Genomic DNA, 23917 nt, shown 5'->3' with positions numbered 1-23917 from the left:
GTCAGTCGCGCGCCAGGTCGATGAGTTCGCGCACGTAGGCGTCCACCATCCGCGTCAGCGAGAATTCGTGGATCACCTTGCGCAGGCTGGCGGCGCCGAACGCGCTCCGGCAGCCGGGATCGGCCATGCGCAGGATGCGGTCGGACAGCGCGGCCACGTCGGCCTTGGGATACAGGTAACCATTGCCCGAGTGCTCGACCTGCTCCGAAGCGCCGCCGACGTCGGCCATGATCAGGGGTTTACCCAGGGCCATCGCCTCGAGCGCCGCGATCGAGAATGTCTCGTTATGCGAAGGCACCACGATCACGTCACACGAGGCGATGGCGAGCCGCACATCGGCCAGCACGCCCGTGATCGCCACGTCCCCGGTCAGGCGCAGACTGTCGATGGTGGACTCGATCGCCGGCCGCATCGGCCCATCCCCGATCATCAGGCACTTGGCGCAAGTGCCGGCCGTGCGCGCCATGTGAAGCGCGCGCAGCAGGTCCTGGTGCCCCTTCTCCTGGCGCAGGATGCCGCAGACGCCGACCACGTAGTCGTGACCCGCGAAGCCGTGCGCGCGGCGGAAGGCGCTGATCTGCGCCGGCCCGAAATCGTTCCTGAAGCGGCCGAGGTCCACGCCGTTGTGCACCACCTGCGAACTGCGCGCCCGGACCCGCTGGGTCTCCCAGTACGAACGCTGGTTCTTGCAGACGAAGACCAGCAGGTCGGACATCCACATCAGGGGCCGGTACAGATACATCTGCAGCCAGGCGCGCCGCGTGAACGGCTCGGTCGAATGCAGGATCTCGACCACCCGCAGGCGGCGCCGCGACAGCAGCCGCACCGCCCACGCATAGATCAGCGGATACGGGTTGGCGCAGACGACGATGTCGACCTCGCGCTGCGCCGCATAGTCCGCCAGCCGGCGCGCCGCGCCGAGGTCGAGCTTGTTGCGCGCGTTCAGGCAGAACGCCGACACCCGGCACTGCTCGTCGTCGAAGGCGCCCGGGATCTCGGCCTCGTCCTTCAGATAGACCAGCGATACCGAGAAGCGGCGCCGGTCGAGCGCCCGCGCCAGCGTCACCGCGTGGGTTTCGGCCCCGCCCACGCTGGCCGAGACGACCAGGAACATTACATGCAGCGGCCGTTCAGTTCCTTGTTCCATGGCAGACCTCCTCGAGTCCTTCCAGATAGGGGCCGAGCACGTCCTGCTCGGCATATTGGCGCTCCATGTAGGAGCGGCAGCGCGCGCTGCGCGCGCGCCAGTCGGCGCCGCCCGCTGCCAGCGTGGCGACCTGCGTGGCCATGTCGTCCAGCGTGGTTGCCGCATGGCCGAGTCCTTCGCGGGCGATCACGCCGTCGGGGTCGAAGAAAGCGACCGTGGGCGTGCCGTGGATCCAGGCTTGCAAGTAGGAGTTGGGAAAGCCCTCGCTGTCCGAGGTATTGACGAACACCCGCGCCGCCGCATAGCGCTCGGCCATCCGGTGGTACGGCACGCGGCCGCTGAAGGACAGGTTCGGCAACCGCGCGGCCTGCGCCGCGATGTCGGCATACAGTTCGGCGGCGCCGGGCTGCTCGCCGCCGATCATGCAAAAGCGCAGGTGCGGCAAGCGGCGCGCCAGTTCGAGCAGCAGGTCGGGACGCTTGAACTGGCGCAGGTTGTTCACCCACAGCACGTCGATATCGCGCTCCACCGGCCCCGCCGCGGCCTGCACCAGCATGCGCGCGACCGTGCTGTCGCGCCGGTAGTTCTGCAGCATGGCGTCGCGCTGGCGCTGGGTCTGGACCAGCACCAGGTGCGCCCGCCGCAAGCCGTATTCGTACAGCTTGCGGTCGCGCCGGTACTTGATCAGGAGCGCATCCGGCACGCAGTCGCTGTCGTGCGCGACCCGGAACACCAGCTTGCGGCCGTATTGGCGGCAGAACAGCGCCACCAGCCCCAGCTGCATGCCGGCGCAGCTCAGGTAGTACACGTCGGCGTCGGCGCGCCGCAGGGCGCGCCAGGTCTTGATCCAGCGTGGATACACGAAGCGCAGCACCGGCAGTCCGGCCGCCTGGCGGAACGCCCGATGGGTGACGATGCCCGACCAGCTGTGGCGGTCGGGCTGGCCGTAGTCGTACACCACCATGCTGACGTCGAAACCGCGCCGCACCAGTGCCCGTGCCAGCAGCGTCTGCTGGACCTGCTCGCCGCCGATCCCGTGCATATTGAATTCCTCGGCCAGCACCGGCAGGTTGTCCATGCCGACGAAACAGACTTTCATGCCCTTTCCTCCTCTGCGGGCCGGCCGCGTACCGGCGCGGGCTGCGCGGCCGCGCAGCGCGCACGGGCCAGGGTCCCGACGGCCGCGCCGTAGCACAGCCAGAAATACACATGCGTGAACGACGGCATGAAGCTGTCGTCGGTCAGGCCCTGGACCAGCAGCAGCAGGATGCAGGCCGCGCCGCCGCCGAAAAAACCGGCCAGCGCCGCGCCGCCGGCCTGGCGCGCCGCGCGCCGCAACAGTCGCCAGGCATGGGCGAAGAACAGCGCGGTCAGCACGCTGCCGACGATGCCGACGTCGAGCAGCGCGCCCAGGTAGGCGCTGTGCGGATGGCCCACCGGCAGGATCGTGCGCGCCTGCGCCGCCTGCGACCACAAGATGGATGCGTGGCCGGCGCCGAGGATCGGGTGATCGAGTATCTCCGGCAACAGAGGAAGCCAGATGGCGTCGATGCGGCCCGAGCTGAGCAGGTCGAGGTCGCCGCCGCCGATGCCGTGCAGCGCCCGCTGCGCCAGGGAATCGGACGACAGGGCCACGACCAGCGCCAGCGCGACCAGCACCCAGACCGGCCAGTTGCGTCCGCGCACCGTCGCCAGCGCATACAGGATGACCACGCCCAGCCCGAGAAAGGCGCCGCGCGAGAAGGTCATCAGGACGCCCGCCATCAGCACCAGGCAGGCCAGCGCCAGCGCGGCGCGCGCCGTGGCGCGCCCGGTCGTCCCGAGGGCGCAGAGCGCCAGGGCCAGCGCCATGTTCAGCAGCAGGCCGAGCTCGTTCGCATGCAGGCCCAGCGCCGACAGCGCGCTGCGCGACTCCTGCTGCGCCAGGTCGGCGCCGGCGCTGGCGCCATGCAGCGCGAACAGACAGACCAGCACCGCCAGCAGCACCGCCGACGACAGCACCGGCAGCAGCAGCCAGCGCGGGTCGCGCACGTTCGCCGCCAGCAGGCCCATGAACGCGCAGCCGGCGATGACCAGCATGGGCACGAACAGGCTCACCTTCAGGTAGCCCAGCGGCGTCGTCTCGACCACCACCTCGAGCACCCTGAAGTATTCCGGGATGGCGCTCGCCGACCGGGCGCCGTTGAGGGCCGCGAACACGACCATGGCGACATAGGCCAGGAAGGCCGGCCGCCAGCGGGGATAGCGGATGCGCCAGGGATCGAGCGCATGGCCGCAAGCGACCGACATCAGGGTGAGCAGCATCACCAGGGCGACGATGCGCTGGCCGGACTGGCCGGCCACGCCTTCGGACAGGAACCAGGTCGGCACATAGGGCAGCAGAAAGGCCACCGCGACGGCCAGGACACGGAAATCGCGCATGCCGAGCAAGGCCACGACGCCGGCGCCGAGCAAGGCCACGACGCCGGCGCCGAGGACGGCGGCGGCGCGCACGCCGCCGAGAAACTCGCAAGCCATGCCGACCACCAGCGCCGCACCCAGGCAGGCCAGGTACACGAGCGCCGGCCCGGCGGGCCGGGCCGCGCCGGGCGGACGCGCGGCGGACGCCGGGGTCGACGCCGGCAGAGGCGGCGACCGCGGTGGCGCGATCGGATCGTTCATCGGGTCCTCGTCGGCTCCAGCCCTCAGGGGGCGAAACAATGCGTCTTGATATCGACCACGGTCACGTCGCCGTCCGACGAGATATGGTGGCTGCCCAGCGAGCGCTGCAGATAGTCGTGCCGGATGTCGGTGACCTTGCGCTCCGAATACCTGGTCTCGTCGAGTTCGATGATCTCGTACAGGGCCAGGCCTTCGCCGTACTGGTCGAAGCCCTGACGCTGGGCGGCGCGGTAGATGCGGCCTTCGTCCACGATCAGGCCGGCATTGCGCCCCATGTCGGTATCGATGTAGAGCGGGTTCATGGGGTGCGGCGTCCATGCTCCACCGAGCGGGTCGGGCGCGTGGAACAGGCACAGCTCGGAGCAGTGGTCGTTCAGGCCCGCGCGGTCGATGCTGGTGAGCAGCCACCAGCGACCGCGGTGCTCGAAGAACATCGAGTCGGCGGCCGAGATGCCGTCGATGGCGACCGAATCGAGCGACCAGCGCAGCGGGAACTCGTCGCATTTGTAGATGCGGATCTGGTTGCTCTCGGAGGTCTCGGGGCACATGTAGAGACGGCCCGCGTATTCGAACAGGAACGGAAACGACAGGTGGAACGGCTCGCGCAGCGCCACGCCGAGGCACTTGACGTCGGCCTGGGTGATCTCGAGCACCGAGATATGCGCGCGATTGGTGGCGTAGACATAGTCTTCGACGAAGCAATAGATCCTTCCGGCATGGACGCGCAGGAAGGGATCGGCCCAGAAATGCCCATCCGGGGCCGCCACCGGCACGCCGCGCCACAGGACGGCGTTGCGCCAGCCGGAACGGGTCACCGACAGCGTCCATTTGTGGCGGATGCCGAGGATGCGTCGCAGGCCGCGCATGCCGAGCCGCCCGGCCAGCTTGAACGCATAGCGCAGCGCGTGCAGGCTGCCCGGCGACGCCAGGCAGCAGCCCGAGTAAGGGACCGGATCGCGCACGGCCGGCAGCTTGCGCGTCGCGGCCACGTCGTCCAGCAGCCTGCGCAACTGGGCATGCGCCTTGCAGAACAGGTGCGCCTGGTTGAGCAGGAAGGAGTACTTGGTGCGGAACGCCCCCTCGACCAGGACCTGGCCCGCCTCCCCCGGCCGTCCCAGCCGGACGATGGCGAATCCGGTCTTGCGCGTACGGTGGTAGGTTTCCCAGAAGCCGATGGGCGCGCCGCCGGCGATCCGGTCGCGCCGGTAGTCGATGCCGATGGCGCCGAGGCGCGCCGCGCCGCCCAGGCGCTCGTCGCACGTGACGCCATCGCAGCACACCAGCAGGTCGAGGTCGAACCCGGCCAGTTCCGGATCCGAGATCGCCGGGAGCGCAGCGTCGGGCGCCGCGGCCGATGCGGCCGATGCGGGATCGGGCGCCGCCGCAGACGGCGGCGCCACGCTGCGCACCGGCACGCCGCGCGCGGCGGCCAGCGCGGCCACGTCGACCAGGTCCAGGTGCGCGCGGTGCGCCTCATAGTGGCGCAGCAGTTGACGCTCGAGGGCCATCACGCCGGCAAACAGCAGCGGTGTGCGCGGCGATGGCTGCGGCGCGGTCTGCGGCGCGGTCGGTCCCTGGGCCGCGGGGCGGCGCTGGCGCCCCACCCGGCCGGGCGGCGCGCCGTCGGTGACCAGCACCAGCGCCAACTCGAGGTCGCAGTGTTCGGCCAGCCAGTCGCACAGGACGGCCGTATAGGCGTCGCTCGCGCGCGTCTCGAGCAACAGGCCGACGCGCAGCGGCTTCACTGCGCGCGCCCACTGCATGGCTCGCCCCTTCCCAGCGCCGTGTAGTGGTCGATCAGGTACTTGGTATTGCGCACCTTGCCCAGGCTGGAGGCGCCGAACACGATCGATTCGATGCGCGGCTGGCCGCAGACGTACTCGATCGCTTCCTCGGCCGGGATCGCGCCGGAAGCGAACACCGACATCGCCACCGCGCGGAACTTGCGCGACGCGACCGTTTCCTCGTAGGCCGGCAGGCCGCCGCACATCCGGAAGCCGATCTTGTTGACGTTGGCGCAGACGATCGGGTTGTCGATGCCGACGGCGTCGAGCGCTTCGAGCAGCCGGGGAAGGTTCATGGTGATGAAGCCCGGTTCGGCCCCGTAGCGCTCGCGCACATGGTCGTGGAAGGTGCGCAGCGCGTCGTGGAAGCCAAGGCCCAGCGCCAGGTCGGTGACCACGTTCTGCAGGAAGACGACCGGGGTCGGGATCGCCGCGAACATCTTCATTTCGGCGTCGATGAGACGCCGGATCAGGGCGTCGACGTCGCGCCGCGCCACCGCGATGCCGCTCTTGACCGCCGCCGTCAGCGGCGACTCATCCGGCAGGAACTTGCGGACCGCCTCGATGATGCCCAGTTCGGACACGGCGTTGGCATACTTGTGCGCGTAAGGCATGCAGGGATAGATCTTCAGCTGGCGGTAGCGCGCCGGCTGCGCGCGGATGGCCTCGCAGATCGCCGCGACTCGCTCGTGGGTGGTGCACATCAGCACCTCGATGCCCTCTTCCAGGACGCCATCGAGCATCGCCAGGATGGCCTCGTTGCTCTGGAACTGCATGCTCTGGGCGCGCGCATGCTCGTCCGACATGTGGTTGATGCCGAAGAACTGGTTGTCTCCAAATAGAATACGGTCCATCAGGGGCTCCCTTTCAATGCCTTCATGATCGTCTCGGGCGAACTCAGGATCGCGTCGCGCAGCCTTCCCCAGCGCCCCGGGACGCCGCGCGCGAGCGCCAGGTCGGCGCCGGCGCCAGCCCCGGCGCCTGCGCCGGCGCCGACCGCGCCGGCGGCGTCGCGCCGGATCATGTCGGCCACCAGGTCGGTGGCCAGGCCCGCGGCCAGGCTGCAGTGGCTCTCGACCCGGCGCTGCCGGATCGATTCGGCGAAATAATCGATCTGCGCCGAATACTCCTCGCCGCGCAGGTAGAACCACACCGGCCTGGTCAGCTCGGTGGTATAGCGGACGTTCCACCCTGCCGCCAGGTCGGGACGGGCCGCCACCGGCGTGCGCAGGTGGATGTGCAGCTCCTGGCGGCTGGCCTCGATCTTGCCGTTGGTGCCCCACAGCACGAGCGTGGTCGACATCTTGCGGTGGCTGTCGTCGCTCCAGTTGGCGGACAGCTGCGCGGTCTTGCCGTCGGCGTAAGACAGGTTGGCATACACCTCGTCGTCGGCCGACGCCGAAAATACGCTGCTCAGGATCGAGCCCGATACGCCGGTCGGCGGGCCGACCGTGAAATTGAGCAGGTCGATGCCGTGGCAGGCGTAGTCGTACAGGCAGCCGCCGCCCTCGTTGCGGCTGCTGCGCCAGGTCGCTCCCTTCGGGCGCAGCACCACCGGGCCATAGCAGTCGACGCGCGCGTGATGCACGCGCCCGATCGCGTCGACGTCGAGCAGGCGCCGGACCTCTTCGAACGTGCCCAGGAAGCGGTTGTGGTAACCGACCTGGGTCACCGCGCCGCGCGCGGCGGCCAGCGCCACCAGGCGCGCGCCCTCCTCGACGTCCAGGCAGAACGGTTTTTCGCAGAACACGTCGAGGCCGTGCTCGAGCGCCGCGCGCACCATCCGCGCGTGCAGCCGCGAGGGCGTGGCGACCAGCACCGCATCGAGCCGCTCGCGCTCGAGCATGCGCGCGTAGTCGCTGTAGGTGGCCACCCCGGTGTAGCGGCCGATGATGTCCAGCAGCCAGGTGGCGGGATCGCAGACGGCGACCAGCTCCAGGTCGGGATGGGCGTTGACGATGGCCTGGTGCGACAGGCCCATCTTGCCCAGGCCGGCGATGGCGATGCGGATGGGGGGCGTGTCAGGCGTGTGCATGGGTCACCTCGTGCTTGATCATGTCGTAGGCGGCCCGCCCCTTGGCGAGCAGGCCGGCGTTGGGACCGGCCCGCTCGCGCGAGGCCAGGTAATCCAGGGCGTCCTGCGCGGTGAGCGCAGGCAGGTGGGCGCAGGCGCCTTCGGCGATCAGGTAGCGGTCGACGTCGAGCAGCGCGTCCTGGTAGACCGAGATGGTGGGCACGCCCAGCACGGCCATCTCGCGCGTCATGGTGCCGCCCGCGCCGATGAACAGGTCGCAGTCGCCAGCGATGGCGTCGATGTCGATCACGCCGGACAGGGTGCGGCAAGCCTTGAACGCCGCGCCGGCATAGTGCTGGTACTGCTCGCGGGAGCGCGGCAGCACCGTGACGCTGGCCCGGTGCTGCAGCGCGCCGATGACATCGTCCAGGAAATTGCGCGGCCCCCGGTAATACTGTGCCGTCCAGGGCTCGGGACGGACGAAGATGCGCGGCGGCGCCTGCGGATGGGGCGATCTGGGCGGCGGCGCGCGGCGCTGCGCATACTCCCACAGGTAGATCCCCTCCTTCACGCCGGGATAGCGCTCGACCTTGGCGAGGCGCGCGCCCTGGCGCCTGAGGTTCCGGGCGCTCAGAAATTCTGGCACCATGATCCGGTCGGCGCAGGCAAAGGCCGGCACGTTGCCCGCCGCATGCTCGTTGTCGTTCAGGTAGACCGAGCGGATGCCCAGCAGCCGGGCCACGACGGGCGAGTGGAAAGAGCTCTGCGATACCGCCACCTCGACCCCGCGCCGGCGCAGGAAGCGCACCAGCTGCGCGACCCGGATCGGGAAGCCGCAGGCCTTGCCGATCAGGGAGCGGCCATAGTGCACGCCCACGGTCGTATGCGGGATGCGGTGCATGCGCAGCAAGTCTTCGGTATTGGCCAGCGGCCGGCTGGTGACGATGACCTCGTGGGACCGCTGCAGGTCGCGGATCATCGTGCGGAACATATTGATGTGCGGCGAATTGGATAGATCGAACCAAATCTTCATGGATTCTCCCTGGTCGGACGCGGCCCGGTCAGCCGATTTTCTCGTCGAAGCGCTCGCGCCTTCCCGGCCGGCGCGCCTCGTGTGCCGCGAGTTTCTCGTACAGGTCTTCCAGCGTGGCGATCATCCGGGTGCTGGAGAATTCCGTCCGGACCCGCTCGCGGCCGGCGGCGCCCAGGCGCATGCGGGCATCCGGATCGGCCAGCAGGCCGAGCACCGCGGCGGCGAGCGCCCCGGGATCGCCGGGGGCGACCAGCACGCCTTCCACCCCATCGCGCACCGCCTCCGGGATGCCGCCGACCGCCGTGGCGACGACCGGGGCGCCATGCGCCATCGCCTCCAGCAAGCTCATCGGCAAGCCCTCGGCGTGCGACGGCAGCACGAAGACGGTTGCCGTGTCGAGCAGGGCCGCGCGTTCGCGTGCGTCGACCCAGCCCGGCAGGTCGACGCTGGCCTGCAGTCCAAGGGTCGCGACGAGCGCGCGCGTCTCGTCGCGCTGCCCGTCGCCGCACAGCAGCAGCCGCGCCTGCGGCACGGACGCGACGATCGTGCGCATCGCGCGCAGCAGGTCGTGGCAGCCCTTGCCCGCCTCGAGATGGCCAAGAAAGACCAGCGTCGCCGGCGCGCGCGCGGGCGCCTGCGCCTCGTCGCGCTGCGGCAGCAGCACCGGGTTGTGCAGGACGACGACACGGCGCTGGGAGGAAACGGCGCGCACCCAGGCCTGCAGTTCGCTCGAGACGACGACGACGGCCCGCGCCCGGTCGAAGGCGAAGCGCATCAGCAGGCGGGCCAGCGGGCCGCACCCGGTGCGGTAGTACTCGGGATAGCGTCCCGCGTGCAGGTGCAGCGCGACCGGCACGCGGAACAGGTAACCCAGCAAAAAGAACACGTACTTGCGCCAGAAGCTGGCGTTGATGGCCACGTGGATGTGCAGCAGCGCGACCTCGCCCCTGGCCAGGAGGCGGAGCAGCGCCATCAGGGCCTGCGCGAACAGGTGGACCTTGGCCCGCCCCGGCCCGGTGCGATGTGTCGGAAGGTAGACGATGTCGCGCCGCGCGAGCAGCCCCGCGGCCCGGTACACCGCGATGACCGATGCGATGCCGCCGCAGCCGTCGACATGGGTTCCGAGCATCACGATTTTCTTTTCATGGTTCATGGCTGTCGCTCCAGGCATGTGTGCGCCCTTGTTTTAAAGGAAATGGGAAGCCAGCAGGATCGCGCCAAGCAAGGTCAGGAGCACCGTCTTGGCGCGCCGCGTCTCGCGCTCCATGGCCGCATCGCGCTCGCTCGCCGCGCGCGGCGCGGCTTGCGCGGGAGCCGGAGCCTCGGTCTCTTCCCACAGCAACGGCAGCTGTTCGGGCGGGCCGGTGCGCTCGCGTTCGGACAGGGGCCGGCCGACATCTAGGATTTCCACGATCGCCTCCAGGACGAAATGCGCTGTTTGGCCTGGCGCCCCTGCCCGCGCGCCAGGGTGCGGGCATAGGTCGGCAGGCTCGCCATGACCGCGGCCAGCGAGCGGTACACGACGATGCGGTCGAAGTCGCGCTGCTGCCCGAGCAGCCTGCGCTTGTAGTCATAGCGGCCGGAGAGCAGGTGGTACTCGCGCATGCCGCGCCGGATCGACTCGCAGATGCTCATGAAGCAGCACAGCAGGCCGAGCCGGGCCTGGTCGAAGCCGGGATCGTGCGCGATCACGTGCATGTAGGCATGGCGGCCCACATGGGTACACGCCACCCCGGCGCGGATACGCCCGCCGCTTCGGGCGAACAGGACGCATCCATACGCGCCGAGCATGCTCTCCAGCATGGCCAGCGAGTCCGCCGTGTGGCTCGGGGATTGTCCCTTGTGCGACAGGCGCAGGCAGTTGAGCCCGACCAGGGCGGCCAGATCGGCGCGCTCGATGGTGTCGGGGCCATGGAAGGTAAACGCCAGGTCTGGCGCTTGCTGCGCGACCATCCGCTGGGCGCGCCGGATCGCCGCGCGGGTATTCGGCCCGAGGCTGGCAAGATAGGCGTCGGGCGTGCCCTGCAGCGAGATCACCAGGTCTTCGGTGGCGCCATAGCGCTGGCACGGAAACGGCATGGGCGAGGGTTGCGCCTGCACCGCCGGGAAATGAATCAGGCGGACGCCCTCGTGCCGCGCGAGCAGGCAGCGCACCATCTGTGCGAGCTGTCCGCCCTCGATGGCGAACAGCTCGTTCAAGACCGTGATCGCGCCCCCTTCGCGGCGGTACAGCACGGCCGTGACCGGAGCGCCGTCGCGCAGCGCGACATAGCACGCCACCTCGGCGTCGGCCGGGAACGCCGCGCAGCGCGCCTCCGTGCAGAACACGTTCTCGTGGCACTTCTCGAGCAGTGCGCGCAGGGACGGCGGAAACGGCCGTCCGACGATCAGCGTTTCTTGCCGCGCCGCGCCACTTGTCAGGTCGAGTCGATCGTCGAGTCGATCATTCATTGTTCCACCATGTGGTTTTGAAACGAAGCCGGGCCACAGCGCGCCCGTGCTCATGCCCTGCGGGCCGTCAGGCATCCGTGTCGCCCCCGTCGCGTTGGAAGCCCGGCTTGCCGACTCGCCCCGCCGACGTGAAGCGCAGGCGCCGCAGGCCCTTTCTGGCGCGGCGCAGCGCGGCGAGCGAATGGCCGAGGAGCCGGCTGCCCGCGCCGTCGCGCGCCTGCACCTCGCCCACGCGCAGCCGGAGCTGGTGCAGCCGGGAGCGCGCTGCGTTGCGCAACAAGGTGCGACAACAGACGAGCGCCGCAGCCCGGGAGCGGTAGATCGTCACGCTGCGCAGCGTCTTGCGGCGCGCCAGGAAATGGGACTTCCAGCCGTCATGGCCCCCCATCATCCATAGTTCGCGGCCGCCGGTGGCGATGGCGTGGAAGATCGTATGCAGGTTGACCTGGCGGCCCAGCCGGTAGGCGTCGAACCGTGGGTCGTGGCCGACCAGGTGCAGGAAGTGGCGCGTCCCGACCCTGAAATAGAGGGTGGCCGCCACGATTCTTTCTTCGATCAGCATGATGCCCAGGTAGCCGTAGCTGCGCGCCAGCCTGAGCATGCGGTCGATCTCGGTATTCACGACATACGGTTCGGCATGGCGCGCATCCATCCGCTGGTCGGTCAGGTGGACCAGTTCGCGCACATGGCGCGGGGTGATCTGCTGCGTGGAAAGCACCTCGAAACGGCAGGATGGAAACTGCGCTGCGCACTTGCGCATGCTGCGCCGCATCAGCTCCCTCGTGCTCTTGCCCAACTGCTGCATATAGGCGTCCGCGCTGGGCGGAAGATCGACCACGTTTTCTTGTAGCTGGGGCAGGACCTGGACGGGGAAGGCGAAGCTGGACGCATCGATGAACGTGTCGAGCGCGTAGGCCTCGATGCGCCGCGCCGCCGGATAGCGGGAAAACACGTTGACGGCGAAGTAAGCGAGTTCGCCCTCGCTCAAGGCGACCTGCTGGTTGACGATGCGGACCGTGTCGCGATCGATCCGGAACAGAATCAGCAGGACGATGTCATGCTCGTCGGCGGCGACGAAGGTGTGGATGTCGTCAAGCCGCTCGTAGATGCCGATCCGGGTCAGGGTGCAATAGATATTTGCGTAGAGGCGCTCGAGGGCCGCGTCCGCGAACTCTGGAATGGCGTTCTCGTAGAAGCGGCTGGAAACAATGTGCTTGTCTGCATGGGATGCAAAGGGCGGATTTCCTTCTTGCCATAAACTGGCCGGAATCGCATGAGCGGTGGTGTTTTTAATGCCCATGTTATGACCACGCCTCCGCATGAATTGAATTGACATTCAAATTCTATTTTTTTGCGATCAGTCTGGCGTGATCAATATCAAACCATGCATGAGCAATAAATATTTATCACTGTCGAGCATGGTTTTACCTTGCCTCATTAAATTCATTTCGACAAGATCGGCGAATCGCCCCGCCCCGCCGATTCAAATAACAAGGCGAAGTGGTATTTTTCACGGGATATCTTGATAAAAGCTATAAGCCATGCGCAGATTTCTTTTAATATTTTTTATATTAATTCGGCATTAGCATATTCGACGCCAGATATTATAATTGGCAAAGTTATCAGTATCATGATGCGGCCGAAGCGCCGTTTGGCGCCGCGCTCACGCGACGCCTGCACCGCCCATAAAAAAAGCCGCCGCATTCTCATGCGGCGGCTCGTGCTCTTGCGAAGCGCTTATGGCGCGATGGCAGGCGCCAGAGGCTGGCGCGGGGTGCCGCCGCCACCGATGCTGGTCGGGCTGTTGTTGTCGACCACGCTCAGTGCGCGCATGAGGCGCTGGATGTCACGCACCCAGGCGGTATTGCCCTGGACCTTCTGGTTCATGTCGAAGCCCCAGTCGCGCCGGAACTCAGCGCGTTTCGAGCCGTCCGGACCGTCTTCGGCGCTGATGTCGAAACCGGGCGCATAGGTGTCGTCGACGATGTAGGCGCCATAGTTCTGCAACGTCCAGGCCAGCTGCTTGGCCGGCGTGGTTTCCAGGCCCAGCGAGGTGATCGAGGTGCTGCCCGGGATCGCCAGCAAGGCGCCCATCTTCATGGCGGTGTTGCTGTTGCCGGTTGCGCTGCCGTACCAGCCGACCGCATAGCTGTCGGAGGTCGTTGCCGGCCAACGCGAGCAGGCGCTGCGCGTCGTGCACCTGAACAGCGCTTCCTTGGCGTACACATTGACCTTCAGCGCATGGCGCGGACCGGTCGTGGTGCCCGGACGCAGCTCACCGAGGCGGATGCTGCCGCCGATCGCGGACAGGCCCGAGCCGCCGTGCGCGCCGGTAATGCCTGAACCATACAGGTCGACATTGGAGAACTTGGCGAAGGACGTGGCCGGGCCTCCGGCGGTGCAGCGCGCCACCGGCTGGGTTTGCACCAGTGTGCGGCCATCCCTCATCAGGAACACGGCCGAGCTGTTCTTGTTGGTATTAGGAATGATGTAATTGCTGGGCATCGGCACCTGGTACATCAGGCCGCCCGTGGCGCTGCAACGATTCCTGCCAGTCCAGGCGGCGCTGCTGTAGTTGATATTGACCAGCGGCGCGGTTGGCTTGAGGATGATTTTCTCGTCGTCGATACCGGGCATTTGTGCCCAAATATTATTGCCCGGACGCGAATTCAGGTTGGCGCGCACGAACCGTGCATTGCTGCCGATCGGCATATTCCAGATGCTGTTGCTGGCAAACGGTTGCTTGAGGGGATCGCGCGCACCCGCGGCGGCAACCACGGTTGCCAGCGACTTGTTTCCGCTGGGGGCATCGGTCGTGGCCGCGGGGGCGACGTCGGTGGATTGGCCATCCGGCGTGGCGTCAGTGGCGGGCGCATCGGCTGCGGTAGTGGCAGCGCTGTCGGGCGCATAATCGGCGGGACGAACTGGCGTTTCTACTTCTGCCAGAGAAACACTGGCCGAGTCGAGCGAGGCAGGATCCCCGCCACCACCACATGCGGCGAGTACGGCAAACGCAGGAGCAAGCACCATGAGTTTGGCTTTCGGTTGGAGTCGAGTGGAATTGTTCACAGAATCTTTCCTTACACAAATGATGAATGAGGTCGTTGGAGGATTCCAAAGGCCAATGAGTTCCATCACATAAGGAAAATATTTTCTGCTGGCTATTTCATCAACTCAAATAAACAAAGATTTTTCCCCTTTAGAAATTGAACTGGGGGTAAAAAATGCGGAACCGGCATTCATTGATACACTTGGGGAAACAGAGTTTCTATTCGACATGCTGCCATTAATACAGCATACAGAGACTTATTCACAGCCGTATCCGTCGATCAGCGATAGCGAGATATCGAACAAATAGTTGAACCATGCTCGTCGATCGTGGATGACATGCAGCGATGCACGCCATGACGCGGCTGAATGGGAAGAGCTGATTGAATTTCGGCGATTGCGACGCGCGTTCGATAACACCCGTCGTACCGTCGCGCTGCCACGATTGCGCAGGGGTGGCGGGGCCGGTCGGGCGCTGGAACGCCGAGGCCGGCATGGCCTCGGCGCGCGACCGCGAACCCGTCGGCGATCGCGCGCGACGGCCGAAGACGATGCTGCGCGGTCTCGTTTTACGCGGTCGGGAGCCCGGCGCGCAGGGATTCCGGCAAGGGCGCCGACTTGCCGAGCTTGAAGTCGACCCACACGACCTTGGCCACGCCGTCGGCATGCAGGTCGCCCGGTTCGCCGTCCGCCCCGATCAGGCGGATTTCGTGCGACACCTCGACGCTCGAGCGTCCCGGCGGCGCCACGAAGGTGCGCACCTCGATATCGCCGGGATAGGTCAATTGCTTGAGAAAATTCATCGAGGCATTGACGATCACCGGCCCTTCGTCGCGCGAATCCGGCAGGCCGCCCACCTGTTCCAGCCAGGCGATGCGGGCCGACTCGATATAGCGGAAATAATTCGTGTTATTGACATGCCCCATGGCGTCCATATCGCCCCAGCGAATCGGCATGCGCATGGTATGAACCAACTTCTTGCTACTCATTCCCTGTCTCTGCTTCCCAAAAAATTATTGCGCCGTCATCCCGTCGTCGGCCGTGATGATGGCGCCATTGATGAAATGGGCTTCTTCCGCCGCCAGCAGCAGCAGCAGCCCGTCGAGGTCTTCCGGCTTTCCCGGCCGCTTGCGCGGCAACATCTCGATCAGCTTGCGGCCCGGCTCGGTGTCGAAATAATCCTCGTTCGAATCGGTGGCGATGTAGCCGGGACAGATCGCATTCACATTGATCCCGTACTTGCCCCACTCCACCGCCATCGCCTTGGTCATCTGCACCACGCCGGCCTTGCTCATGCAATACACGCCGATGCGCGGCAACACGCGCAGGCCCGCGACCGAGGCGATGTTGACGATGCGGTGCTGCTTGCGCGGGTCGCCCTTGGCGCGCGCGATCATGCGCTTGGCCGTCTGCTGGGCCATGAAGAAGGCGCCGCGCAGATTGGTGTCCATGATATAGCCATAGTCGTCTTCGCCGACATCGAGCAGACGCTGGGTCGACGAGACGCCGGAGTTGTTGACCAGGATGTCGATCGGGCCGGCCTCGGTCTCGGCGTGCGCGATCGCCGCCTTGATGCTGCCCAGGTCGGTGACGTCGAGGCGCACCACGTGCGCGGCCCCGCCGTCGGCCTCGATCTCGGCGCGCAATTCCTTCAGGCGCTCGACCCGGCGCGAGGCCAGGACGACCTGGGCCCCGGCCCCGGCCAGCGCCTTCGCGAAGCGCGCGCCGAGTCCGCTCGACGCGCCGGTGACCATTGCAATCTTTCCTTCGAAATTGACTTCAATTCCCACGTCCCGCTCCCCAATGCTGTCGTGCCGGCCAAGAACCCCTCTGTCAGGTTCTGATTGCGAAAGCATAATGATCCCACAAATGTCCAGTATTAGATTGCCTCATCTAATATTGCCTTTACAATGGCGCCCAAGTTGCATTCAACAACAAAAACCCGCACACTCGTGCTATTTTCAAAATTGCCTCACTAAGAGCACACCAACAACCATGACAGAGACAACCAACCTCCTCGAACAATACGGACCGCGCGAAGCCATGGAATACGACGTCGTGATCGTCGGCGGCGGCCCCGCCGGCCTGGCGGCGGCGATCCGGCTCAAGCAGCTGGCTGCAGAAAAAGGCCAGGAAGTATCGGTCTGCGTCTTGGAAAAAGGCGGCGAGCTGGGCGCCCATATCCTGTCGGGCGCGGTGATGGATCCGCGTGCGCTGAACGAACTGATTCCTGACTGGAAGGAAAAAGGCGCGCCGCTGAATACGCCGGTCACGGAAGACCGTGTCATGTTCCTGACCGAAACCAAGTCGTTCTCGACGCCCGTGTTCGCCATTCCGCCGGCGCTGAAAAACCACGGCAACTACATCGTCTCGCTCGCCAACGTCGTGCGCTGGCTGGGCCAGCAGGCCGAGAGCCTGGGCGTGGAAATCTTCCCGGGCTTCCCGGCGGCCGAGATCCTGTACCACGAGGACGGCTCGGTCAAGGGTGTAGCCACCGGCAATATGGGCGTCAACCGCGAAGGCGAGCCCGGCGGAGACTTCCAGCTCGGCATGGAACTGCACGCCAAATACACCTTCTTCGCCGAGGGTTCGCGCGGCCACCTCGGCCGCCAGCTGATGGCGAAGTACGACCTGAACAAGGGCAAGGACCCGCAAACGTATGGCATCGGCATCAAGGAGCTGTGGGAAATCGACCCGGCCAAGCACCAGCCGGGCCTGGTGATCCACACGGCCGGCTGGCCGCTGCCGAACGACACCTATGGCGGCTCTTTCCTGTACCACCTGGAAAACAACCTGGTCGCGGTCGGCTATGTGGTGGGGCTGGGTTACCAGAACCCCTACCTGTCGCCGTACGAGGAATTCCAGCGCTATAAAACCCACCCTGACATCCGCGGCTTCTTCGAAGGCGGCAAGCGCATCTCGTATGGCGCGCGCGCCATCACCGCCGGGGGTCTGCAATCGTTGCCGAAGACCGTGTTCCCGGGCGGTGCGCTCATCGGCTGCGACGCCGGCTTCCTGAACACCAGCCGCATCAAGGGCAGCCACGCCGCGCTCAAGACCGGCATGCTGGCGGCCGAAGCCGCCTTCGCGGCGCTGGGCGAAGGCCGCTCAGGCGACGAGCTGAGCGCCTTCCCGGCCGCCTTCGAACAATCGTGGCTGCACGAAGAGCTGCACATCGCCCGCAACTTCAAGCCATGGATGAGCAAGGGCCTGGTCCTGGGCACGATCATGACCGGCATCGACCAGATCGTGTTCCGCGGCAAGGCGCCATGGACCCTGCACCACCGGCACGCCGACCATGAATGCCTCAAGCCAGCTTCGCACTACAAGCCGATCGCCTATCCGAAGCCGGATGGCAAGCTGACCTTCGACAAGCTGTCGTCGGTGTTCATCTCGAACACCAACCACCGCGAGGACGAGCCGATCCACCTGACGCTCAAGAATCCGAGCGTGCCGGTCGACGTCAACCTGGCCAAGTATGCCGGCCCGGAACAGCGTTACTGTCCGGCCGGGGTGTACGAGTTCGTCAAGCGCGAGGATGGCGGCGACCGCCTGCAGATCAATGCCCAGAACTGCGTACACTGCAAGACCTGCGACATCAAGGATCCGACCCAGAACATCGTCTGGGTCACGCCCGAGGGTGGCGGCGGCCCCAACTATCCAAACATGTAAGGAGCGCCCATGGCGACCATCACGCTGCACCACCGATTGCATGCCGTGAAGGTCGCCTGCCTGCTGGCCGCGGCTTTCACTTGCGCGTCCAGCCTGGCCCAGGACGGCGCTGCGCCGGACTCCGCTGCGCAAGGTCCATTCCACACCGCCGTCCTGCTCAGCCACGAGATGGCGGTCGAGCCGAACATCACCTACCTGCGCGCGAGCGGGCAGGAACTCAAGCTCGATGTCTATCGTCCCTGGCGCGACAGCACTGCCCGCCTGCCGGTGGTGCTGAACTTCCATGGCGGCGGCTGGGTGGCGGGGAACCGCGAAAGCCGCGCGCTGGCAGCCCTGCCCTATCTGCAGATGGGCTTTGCCGTCGTCAACGTCCAGTACCGCCTGGCCAATGTGGCGCTGGCCCCGGCCGCCGTCGAAGACACGCTGTGCGCGCTGCAATGGGTGGGCCGCAATGCCGAGCGTTACCGCTTCGACCTGGAGCGGGTGGTCACCACCGGCGATTCGGCCGGCGGCCACCTGGCGCTGGCCACGGCCATGATCCCCGCCGACTCGCCCTTCGCCAATCAGTGCGCCTTCACCGAAGGGAGCTGGAGCGGGCCATACAAGAACGCCGCGCCGAAGGTCAAGGCCGTCGTCAACTGGTACGGCATCACCGACGTGGCCGACATGCTGCAAGGCCCCAACATCCGCTCGTATGCGGTGGGCTGGTTCGGCAGCCTGCCGGGGCGCGCCGCGCTGGCCAGGGAATTGTCGCCGCTGAGCCATGTGCGCCGCGGCGGGCCGGCCGTGTTCACGGTCCACGGCAATGCCGACAAGCTGGTGCCGTATGCCCATGGCGTGCGCCTGAAAAGCGCGCTCGACAAGGCAGGCGTGAGCAATGTGCTGCATACGGTCGAGGGCGGCGGCCATGGTGGCTTCAGCCTCGAGCAGCAGGTGGTCATCTTCGGCGAGATCCAGGCCTTCCTGCGCCGGCAGGAAATCATCCCGGCGGCGCATTGACTCCCCTGCTCACTGCTGACTTTGTCTGACAAATCCTACGAAGCCTCCACCAATCCTCTGATTGGCGGAGACGTCCATCGGCGTAGCATGGGTCTTCCAGACACCAGTGCCAGGAGTCGTATATGGGTGAAAACAAAGGACATAGCGATAAAGCGCCGAGCTACCCAGAGCTGGACGAGATGGGATCGGCGGCAAGCCGCGCCGGCCAGAGTGCCGGTAATCGACAGAGCGCCGGCAAGCAGCAGGATGCCGGCCTGCAGCAAGACCGCAGTATCCAGCAACAAGGCAGTCAGCAACAAGCCGGCGGCAACCAGCCAAGCGCCGGTGGACAACGGCAGAGCCAGCAGAAAGGCGGCCAGCATGCCTCGGGCGGAACCCCGGCACTGGACGACCTGAACGCCGACCTCGACAGTCGTCACCGTGGGTCGCTGGGCAACGCGTCCCGGCAAATGGACCAGACGAGCGGCTGGGACGGCAAGCAGGACGAGAACCGTTGACGTGGCATCGACCACGCATGGCGCGGCCCGCAACGCGGGCCGCGCCTGTTATCGTCTACGTCGGTCGCCGCTAGCGCGTGGCGCTGCTGGCGTCGACGCCGAACCACTTGACGGACAGCCGGCGCAGCGTGCCGTCGGCGCGCGCTTCATTCAGTATCTTGTCGACCGCCGCCTTGAATCGCGGATTGCCCTTGCGCATGGCGATGCCGATGCGCGCATCCTTGCCGACCCGTGGCCCGGCCTTGATCGGCAGGGCCGAATTCTTCAACAGGTAGCTCACCATCAGGCTGTCGTCGAGCGAGGCATCGATCCGGCCGAAGGCGAGGTCTTGCAGGTTCTCGGGCACGGCCGGGTAACTCCTGACCTCGATCCCGTTCACTTCCTTCGCCTGCTGCTCGAACACGCTGCCCTGGCGCACGCCCAGCTTGCGGCCCTTGAGGTCGCCCAGGCTGCGGTAGGTGGCGCGTTCGTTCTTGCGCACGATCAGCTGGAAGCCCGAGTAGGTGTAGGGCACCGAGAAGTCGAAGACCTGCTCGCGCTCGGGCGTGATGATCACCTGGCTGATGGCGGCGTCGACCTTGCCAGACGCCACGGCCGGCAGGATGGCGCTCCATTCGGTGAACACGAACTGCGGCCTGAGTTTCAGCCCGGTGGCGACCAGGCGCGCGACCTCGACGTCGTAGCCGGTCAGGTGGCCGCTTTTCGGATCCTTGAAATTAAAGGGCGGATACGTGCCCTCGACGGCGATGCGCAGGACGCCGCGGGCCCTGGCCTGGCTCATCAGGTCGGCGCCATGTGCAACCGGCAGCAGGCTGGCGGCCAATGCCGCCGTCACTGCGCCAATCACGCACCGGCGCCGCCGCTCCTTTGATACTACCTCGTACATCGACATTTACCCTGCACTACGGTCAATGGCACTTTATAACCGATAAACAGCACCGGTGGCTAGCCGCTTAGGCCGATTCGCTTCTGTTCGCGCGCTGAACGGTAAACGGCCTCGATGATGCGGATGTCGCGCAAGCCCTCTTCTCCCGGCACGATGGTCTCGCGGTTGTCCTTCACGCATTGCGCCATATGGTCGAGCTGGCCGACCCACTGGTTGGCATACGGTCCCGGTGGCGGCGTGACCAGGGTCTTGTCGCTGCGCTCGCCGCCGACCCACATGCGCTGTCCGCTGTAGGCGGTGGCGGGCTCCAGCTCGATCCGCCCCTTGTCGCCCATCAGCACGAACTGGTTGCGGTTGGCGCTGTACATCGACATGCACGAACCGATGACGCCGGACGGGAATTCGAGCTGGAAGTCGATCATGTCTTCGACTTCGCTAAAGCGCGGGTCGCTGCGGTCGGTGGTTTCCTTGGCGAACACGGCAACCGGCTCCTCGCCCGTCATGTAGCGCGCCGCCTGCAATGCATAGATGCCGATGTCCATCAGCGAACCGCCGCCCGATTGCGCCTTCTTCATGCGCCAGGTATTCGGGTCACGCGCGACGAAACCGTGTTCGGAGCGGAAGTAACGCAGCTTGCCGATGGCCCCCGTGCGCGCCAGGCGGATCGCCTCGACGTTGTGCGGCTCGAAACGCGAGCGATAGCCCAGCATCAGCTTCTTGCCGGCCTTGCGGCAGGCGGCGATCATCTGCTCGCATTCGGCCACGCTGACCGCCATCGGCTTTTCGCACATCACGTGCTTGCCGGCCTGGGCCGCGCGGATCGTGTACTCGGCATGCATGAAGACGGGCAGGCAGATGTAGACGATGTCGATATCGGGATTGTCGCGGATGCTGTCGTAGTTCTGGTAATTGTAGATGCCGCGTTCGGGCACGCCATACTCCGCAGCCACTTTCTTCGCCTTGGCCGGATCGCCGCTGACCAGCGCCACCAGGCGGCTGTGCCGGCATTCCTTGAACTGGGGGATGATGCGGCCCAGTCCATAACCGCCCAAGCCGACGATCGCATAGCCCAGCTTGCGTTCGGGATTGGCCCAGGCCGGCATGCCCACCGCGCCGGCCGCCAGCACACCACCCGCGGCCATGACCAGGCCGCGCCGATTCAGGTCGATCATTCAGGTCTCCTTGCAGAATGTTTCGTTCGAATACCGTGCCGGTCCGGCGGCGCGGCGGGTTACCATCGCTTCCTTAGTAAGGATACAATTGATTCAATTGAAATGGTAGCGTTAACACAGCGCGCCATCCAGCATGCACAAGGAGACCATATTGATGACCCGATCCCATCCATTCCGCTACGCCCATCTCGTGCGCGTCCTGCTCGCGGCCAGCGTAGCGCTCGTCGTGCCGGCAGCTGCCGCGGCGACCAGCTGCAGCGGCAAGCCGCCGTCGGGCGAACTGAAGGCCGAACGGATCGCCGCGATCAAGCCATCGCGCGGCGAGCCGGGCCTGTACGAGGGCCCGGTATGGATCAGGGATGCGCTGTACTTTTCGGACTTTGGTTTCAGCGAAGGCTTTCCTTCGCGCGTGCGCAAGTTCTCGCCCGACGGCACCGTGAGCACGGCGCTGGAGGACGCCGGCAGCAACGGCCTGGCGGTCGACGCCGGCGGCGCGCTGGTCGCCGCCACCCACAAGCACAAGGCCATGTCGCGCTATGACATCGCGACCGGCCAACGTGCGGACGTGGCCACGCGCTACGGGGGACAAGTCTTCAATTCGCCGAACGACATCGCGATCGCGGCCGACGGCACGATCTACTTCACCGACCCGGATTACCAGAAGGCCGCGGCGCCCGGGGGCCAGCCGGTGACCGGCATCTACCGCATCGCGCCCGATGGCGCCGTGACGCTGGTCGACGGCACGCGCAGGAATCCGAACGGAATCGCGCTCTCGCTGAACGGCGACACCCTGTACGTGAACGCGAGCGACGGCGCGGTGCGCGCCTATCCGATCAGGTACGGCATGCCGCAGCCGGGCCACGATGTGATCCGTGGCATCGAAAATGGCGACGGCATGACGCTCGACTGCCATGGCAACCTGTACGTGACGGAGCATGGAGCGAAGCGCGTGCGCGTGTTCACGCCGCAGGGTCGCGCGCTGGCGACGATCCGGACCGACGCCAACGTCACCAACGTGGCCTTCGGTGGCGCCGACGGCAAGACCCTGTACATCACCGGCGCCGGCGCCGTGTGGCAGCTGCGGCTGGACGTGACCGGCCTGCCCTACTGAGTGTTTACCAGGCGCGGCGGCCGGCGGACCCGAAATTGTGGCCGGTCACCAGCGTCGTGCTCTGCACCAGCATCGACAGGCCGAGGATCAGCTGCACCAGCCGGTCGTCCGGCAGCAGCCAATAGTGGCCGCGCGGCTGCTCGGCGCCGGTGGCGGCCATGATCAGCGGCGCGATCCATGCGGCGTCATCGTCGACGTCGAGCACGATCGCGTCTTCGGTCGTCTGCATGTGCACCGTGCCGCCCTCGGCCAAATGAAAACAGATGCCGACGCCGGTCTCTTGCGGCCGGATCAGCTCCTGCATCGCGGCATTGTGTTCGTCGATCCAGAGTTCGACGTCCTGCGGCGTCTCGAGGGGCGTCCAGGGGCGGGGTTTGAAACGGGGTTGGTCGGACGGGAGGGTCATCTGCTGCGCGGTTGAAGAAACGGCCCCTATCTTAAGTGATTTCGGGCGCCCGCGCCCGGCCCTGGGAGTGCTTTCCTGCCGAATCTAGCTGTGTGACAATGCTTGCACGACAATAAATAAGGTTCCAAAGGTGAAAGCACTCCTCGCCGCGCTCGTCCTGTCGCTGTCCATGCCGGCGACGGCCGCGCCTGCCGCCCCGCCACCCTATGTCCTGGCCAGTACCGAGGTCCGCGACGTCCGCGCCAGCACCCTGGGACGCGACTACCAGGTCTATGTGGCCCTGCCGGACTCCTACGCCACGAGCAAGCGCGCCTACCCGGTCGTGTTCGTGGTCGACGCCGACTACGCCTTTCCGGTGGTGCGCAATATCGCCTCGCGCCTGAGCCGGCATGCGGGCATGGAAGAAGCCATCGTCGTCGGCCTGTCGTATGCCAAGGGCGACGCCGCCGTCTTCAGCCGCCGCCGCGACTATACGCCGACCACCCCGCGCAAGCACGCCTACCGCTCGGACATGCCGGGACGCGCGCCTGCCTTCGGCGAAGCGTCGGCCTACGGCCGCTACCTGAGCGGCGAAGTGTTCCCCTTCATCGCCCGGCATTACCGCGCCGACATGAACCGCAAGATTTTTGTCGGCCACTCCTACGGCAGCCTGCTCGGCCTGCAGATGATGTTCGACGCGCCGCGCAGCTTCGAACACTATATCCTCGGCAGCCCCTCGCTGTGGTTCGACGCCGGCATCATGTTCGAACGCGAGCAAGCCTATGCCGCGCGCAACAAGGATTTGCCGGCCAGCGTATTGTTCGGCATCGGCAGCCTGGAGACACTGCCCCCCGGCAAGAAGCGCTCGCGTGCGGAAGAAGATGCGGACATGGTGGCCGACCTGCGCGAATTCGACGCGACGCTCAAGGGCCGCGGCTACCAGCACCTGCGTACCCGCCTGAAGGTGTTCGCCGACGAAGACCATGCCAGCGTGTTGCCGATGGTCGTCACCCACGGCTTGCGGGATTACCTGGCTACGCAGAAGAAATGAGGCCGC

At 66.4% G+C, this 23917-nt stretch carries 22 protein-coding genes; 5 read left to right on the top strand and 17 right to left on the bottom strand.

What is annotated here, in order from left to right:
• Window position 1: 1 nt before the first annotated feature.
• The 14 genes from LO55_RS17305 to LO55_RS17240 all read right to left on the bottom strand — a co-directional run bounded on the left by LO55_RS17305 (window position 2) and on the right by LO55_RS17240 (window position 15928).
• Entirely contained in the window at window positions 2–1147 is a 1146-nt protein-coding gene (locus LO55_RS17305) for a glycosyltransferase (RefSeq protein WP_177185542.1), read from the bottom strand.
• Window positions 1131–2246: a glycosyltransferase family 4 protein gene (locus LO55_RS17300; protein ID WP_071362413.1), complete on the bottom strand. Its 1116-nt coding sequence runs from the start codon at window positions 2244–2246 to the stop codon at window positions 1131–1133. Before LO55_RS17300 ends, LO55_RS17305 begins: the two co-directional genes overlap by 17 nt.
• A complete protein-coding gene (locus tag LO55_RS25960; RefSeq protein WP_071362412.1) occupies window positions 2243–3808 on the bottom strand; it encodes an O-antigen ligase family protein in 1566 nt (521 codons plus the stop codon). Before LO55_RS25960 ends, LO55_RS17300 begins: the two co-directional genes overlap by 4 nt.
• A 23-nt stretch (window positions 3809–3831) precedes the next feature.
• The gene (locus LO55_RS26725) at window positions 3832–5571 is read right to left on the bottom strand and encodes a glucosamine inositolphosphorylceramide transferase family protein (RefSeq protein ID WP_071362411.1); all 1740 of its coding nucleotides are present in this window, start codon (window positions 5569–5571) and stop codon (window positions 3832–3834) included.
• A complete protein-coding gene (locus tag LO55_RS17285; RefSeq protein WP_071362410.1) occupies window positions 5550–6446 on the bottom strand; it encodes a hypothetical protein in 897 nt (298 codons plus the stop codon). The genes LO55_RS26725 and LO55_RS17285 overlap by 22 nt, the downstream gene beginning before the upstream one ends.
• On the bottom strand, window positions 6446–7627 hold the full coding sequence (locus LO55_RS17280; protein ID WP_071362409.1) for a Gfo/Idh/MocA family protein: 1182 nt from the start codon (window positions 7625–7627) through the stop codon (window positions 6446–6448). Before LO55_RS17280 ends, LO55_RS17285 begins: the two co-directional genes overlap by 1 nt.
• A complete protein-coding gene (locus tag LO55_RS17275; RefSeq protein WP_005667357.1) occupies window positions 7614–8639 on the bottom strand; it encodes a DUF354 domain-containing protein in 1026 nt (341 codons plus the stop codon). The genes LO55_RS17280 and LO55_RS17275 overlap by 14 nt, the downstream gene beginning before the upstream one ends.
• Before the next feature lie 28 nt (window positions 8640–8667).
• Window positions 8668–9768: a glycosyltransferase family 4 protein gene (locus LO55_RS17270; RefSeq protein WP_177185541.1), complete on the bottom strand. Its 1101-nt coding sequence runs from the start codon at window positions 9766–9768 to the stop codon at window positions 8668–8670.
• 57 nt (window positions 9769–9825) lie between these two features.
• Window positions 9826–10050 carry a hypothetical protein gene (locus LO55_RS17265; RefSeq protein ID WP_071362407.1) on the bottom strand — a complete coding sequence of 75 codons (225 nt, stop codon included), beginning with the start codon at window positions 10048–10050 and terminating at the stop codon, window positions 9826–9828.
• Complete coding sequence (locus LO55_RS17260; RefSeq protein ID WP_071362406.1) at window positions 10038–11090, bottom strand: GNAT family N-acetyltransferase; 1053 nt, start codon at window positions 11088–11090, stop codon at window positions 10038–10040. The genes LO55_RS17265 and LO55_RS17260 overlap by 13 nt, the downstream gene beginning before the upstream one ends.
• Before the next feature lie 67 nt (window positions 11091–11157).
• Window positions 11158–12390 (bottom strand): GNAT family N-acetyltransferase, encoded by a 1233-nt coding sequence (locus tag LO55_RS17255; protein ID WP_071362405.1) that lies wholly within the window; start codon window positions 12388–12390, stop codon window positions 11158–11160.
• Window positions 12391–12827: 437 nt separating this feature from the next.
• Entirely contained in the window at window positions 12828–14159 is a 1332-nt protein-coding gene (locus LO55_RS17250; protein WP_143054545.1) for a hypothetical protein, read from the bottom strand.
• Window positions 14160–14707: 548 nt separating this feature from the next.
• Entirely contained in the window at window positions 14708–15127 is a 420-nt protein-coding gene (locus tag LO55_RS17245) for an acyl-CoA thioesterase (RefSeq protein ID WP_005667348.1), read from the bottom strand.
• Window positions 15128–15151: 24 nt separating this feature from the next.
• Window positions 15152–15928, bottom strand: coding sequence for an SDR family oxidoreductase (locus tag LO55_RS17240; protein ID WP_071362404.1), 777 nt, complete (start codon window positions 15926–15928; stop codon window positions 15152–15154).
• Between the two features lie 205 nt (window positions 15929–16133).
• On the opposite strand from LO55_RS17240, the gene LO55_RS17235 reads away from it, so the two are divergent.
• From LO55_RS17235 to LO55_RS17225, 3 genes are all read left to right on the top strand, one after another.
• On the top strand, window positions 16134–17810 hold the full coding sequence (locus LO55_RS17235) for an electron transfer flavoprotein-ubiquinone oxidoreductase (RefSeq protein WP_177185540.1): 1677 nt from the start codon (window positions 16134–16136) through the stop codon (window positions 17808–17810).
• Between the two features lie 9 nt (window positions 17811–17819).
• Window positions 17820–18809 (top strand): alpha/beta hydrolase, encoded by a 990-nt coding sequence (locus tag LO55_RS17230; RefSeq protein ID WP_071362402.1) that lies wholly within the window; start codon window positions 17820–17822, stop codon window positions 18807–18809.
• 122 nt (window positions 18810–18931) lie between these two features.
• A complete protein-coding gene (locus LO55_RS17225) occupies window positions 18932–19306 on the top strand; it encodes a hypothetical protein (protein ID WP_071362401.1) in 375 nt (124 codons plus the stop codon).
• A gap of 70 nt (window positions 19307–19376) precedes the next feature.
• On the opposite strand, the gene LO55_RS17220 is transcribed toward LO55_RS17225, so the two are convergent.
• Both LO55_RS17220 and LO55_RS17215 read right to left on the bottom strand, forming a co-directional pair.
• Window positions 19377–20192, bottom strand: coding sequence for a transporter substrate-binding domain-containing protein (locus tag LO55_RS17220; RefSeq protein ID WP_071363836.1), 816 nt, complete (start codon window positions 20190–20192; stop codon window positions 19377–19379).
• A 59-nt stretch (window positions 20193–20251) separates the two neighbouring features.
• Window positions 20252–21364 carry a Gfo/Idh/MocA family protein gene (locus LO55_RS17215; RefSeq protein ID WP_071362400.1) on the bottom strand — a complete coding sequence of 371 codons (1113 nt, stop codon included), beginning with the start codon at window positions 21362–21364 and terminating at the stop codon, window positions 20252–20254.
• A gap of 154 nt (window positions 21365–21518) precedes the next feature.
• Between LO55_RS17215 and LO55_RS17210 the strand changes: the two genes are divergently transcribed.
• A complete protein-coding gene (locus tag LO55_RS17210; RefSeq protein ID WP_071363835.1) occupies window positions 21519–22475 on the top strand; it encodes an SMP-30/gluconolactonase/LRE family protein in 957 nt (318 codons plus the stop codon).
• A 4-nt stretch (window positions 22476–22479) separates the two neighbouring features.
• Here the strand turns inward: LO55_RS17210 and LO55_RS17205 are convergent, their stop codons facing one another.
• Window positions 22480–22881 carry a hypothetical protein gene (locus LO55_RS17205; protein ID WP_071362399.1) on the bottom strand — a complete coding sequence of 134 codons (402 nt, stop codon included), beginning with the start codon at window positions 22879–22881 and terminating at the stop codon, window positions 22480–22482.
• A gap of 130 nt (window positions 22882–23011) precedes the next feature.
• Here LO55_RS17205 and LO55_RS17200 point away from each other — a divergent pair, with 130 nt between their 5' ends.
• Window positions 23012–23911 carry an alpha/beta hydrolase gene (locus LO55_RS17200; protein WP_229410166.1) on the top strand — a complete coding sequence of 300 codons (900 nt, stop codon included), beginning with the start codon at window positions 23012–23014 and terminating at the stop codon, window positions 23909–23911.
• The last annotated feature ends 6 nt before the right edge of the window (window positions 23912–23917 follow it).

Source organism: Massilia timonae, from assembly GCF_001866515.1.
Lineage (GTDB): Bacteria > Pseudomonadota > Gammaproteobacteria > Burkholderiales > Burkholderiaceae_D > Telluria > Telluria timonae.
Note: the sequence above shows the minus strand (reverse complement) of the source record. Positions and strands in the feature narration are given on the sequence as shown.

Coding starts and splice junctions, on each gene's coding strand:
- LO55_RS17280 (WP_071362409.1), bottom strand. CDS start 7,627: ATGCACACGCCTGACACGCCCCCCATCCGCATCGCCATCGCCGGCCTG.
- LO55_RS17220 (WP_071363836.1), bottom strand. CDS start 20,192: ATGTACGAGGTAGTATCAAAGGAGCGGCGGCGCCGGTGCGTGATTGGC.
- LO55_RS17300 (WP_071362413.1), bottom strand. CDS start 2,246: ATGAAAGTCTGTTTCGTCGGCATGGACAACCTGCCGGTGCTGGCCGAG.
- LO55_RS17275 (WP_005667357.1), bottom strand. CDS start 8,639: ATGAAGATTTGGTTCGATCTATCCAATTCGCCGCACATCAATATGTTC.
- LO55_RS17285 (WP_071362410.1), bottom strand. CDS start 6,446: ATGGACCGTATTCTATTTGGAGACAACCAGTTCTTCGGCATCAACCAC.
- LO55_RS17270 (WP_177185541.1), bottom strand. CDS start 9,768: ATGCTCGGAACCCATGTCGACGGCTGCGGCGGCATCGCATCGGTCATC.
- LO55_RS17210 (WP_071363835.1), top strand. CDS start 21,519: ATGACCCGATCCCATCCATTCCGCTACGCCCATCTCGTGCGCGTCCTG.
- LO55_RS17225 (WP_071362401.1), top strand. CDS start 18,932: ATGGGTGAAAACAAAGGACATAGCGATAAAGCGCCGAGCTACCCAGAG.
- LO55_RS17305 (WP_177185542.1), bottom strand. CDS start 1,147: ATGGAACAAGGAACTGAACGGCCGCTGCATGTAATGTTCCTGGTCGTC.
- LO55_RS17235 (WP_177185540.1), top strand. CDS start 16,134: ATGACAGAGACAACCAACCTCCTCGAACAATACGGACCGCGCGAAGCC.
- LO55_RS17205 (WP_071362399.1), bottom strand. CDS start 22,881: ATGACCCTCCCGTCCGACCAACCCCGTTTCAAACCCCGCCCCTGGACG.
- LO55_RS17260 (WP_071362406.1), bottom strand. CDS start 11,090: ATGAATGATCGACTCGACGATCGACTCGACCTGACAAGTGGCGCGGCG.
- LO55_RS17245 (WP_005667348.1), bottom strand. CDS start 15,127: ATGAGTAGCAAGAAGTTGGTTCATACCATGCGCATGCCGATTCGCTGG.
- LO55_RS25960 (WP_071362412.1), bottom strand. CDS start 3,808: ATGAACGATCCGATCGCGCCACCGCGGTCGCCGCCTCTGCCGGCGTCG.
- LO55_RS26725 (WP_071362411.1), bottom strand. CDS start 5,571: ATGCAGTGGGCGCGCGCAGTGAAGCCGCTGCGCGTCGGCCTGTTGCTC.
- LO55_RS17230 (WP_071362402.1), top strand. CDS start 17,820: ATGGCGACCATCACGCTGCACCACCGATTGCATGCCGTGAAGGTCGCC.
- LO55_RS17255 (WP_071362405.1), bottom strand. CDS start 12,390: ATGGGCATTAAAAACACCACCGCTCATGCGATTCCGGCCAGTTTATGG.
- LO55_RS17215 (WP_071362400.1), bottom strand. CDS start 21,364: ATGATCGACCTGAATCGGCGCGGCCTGGTCATGGCCGCGGGTGGTGTG.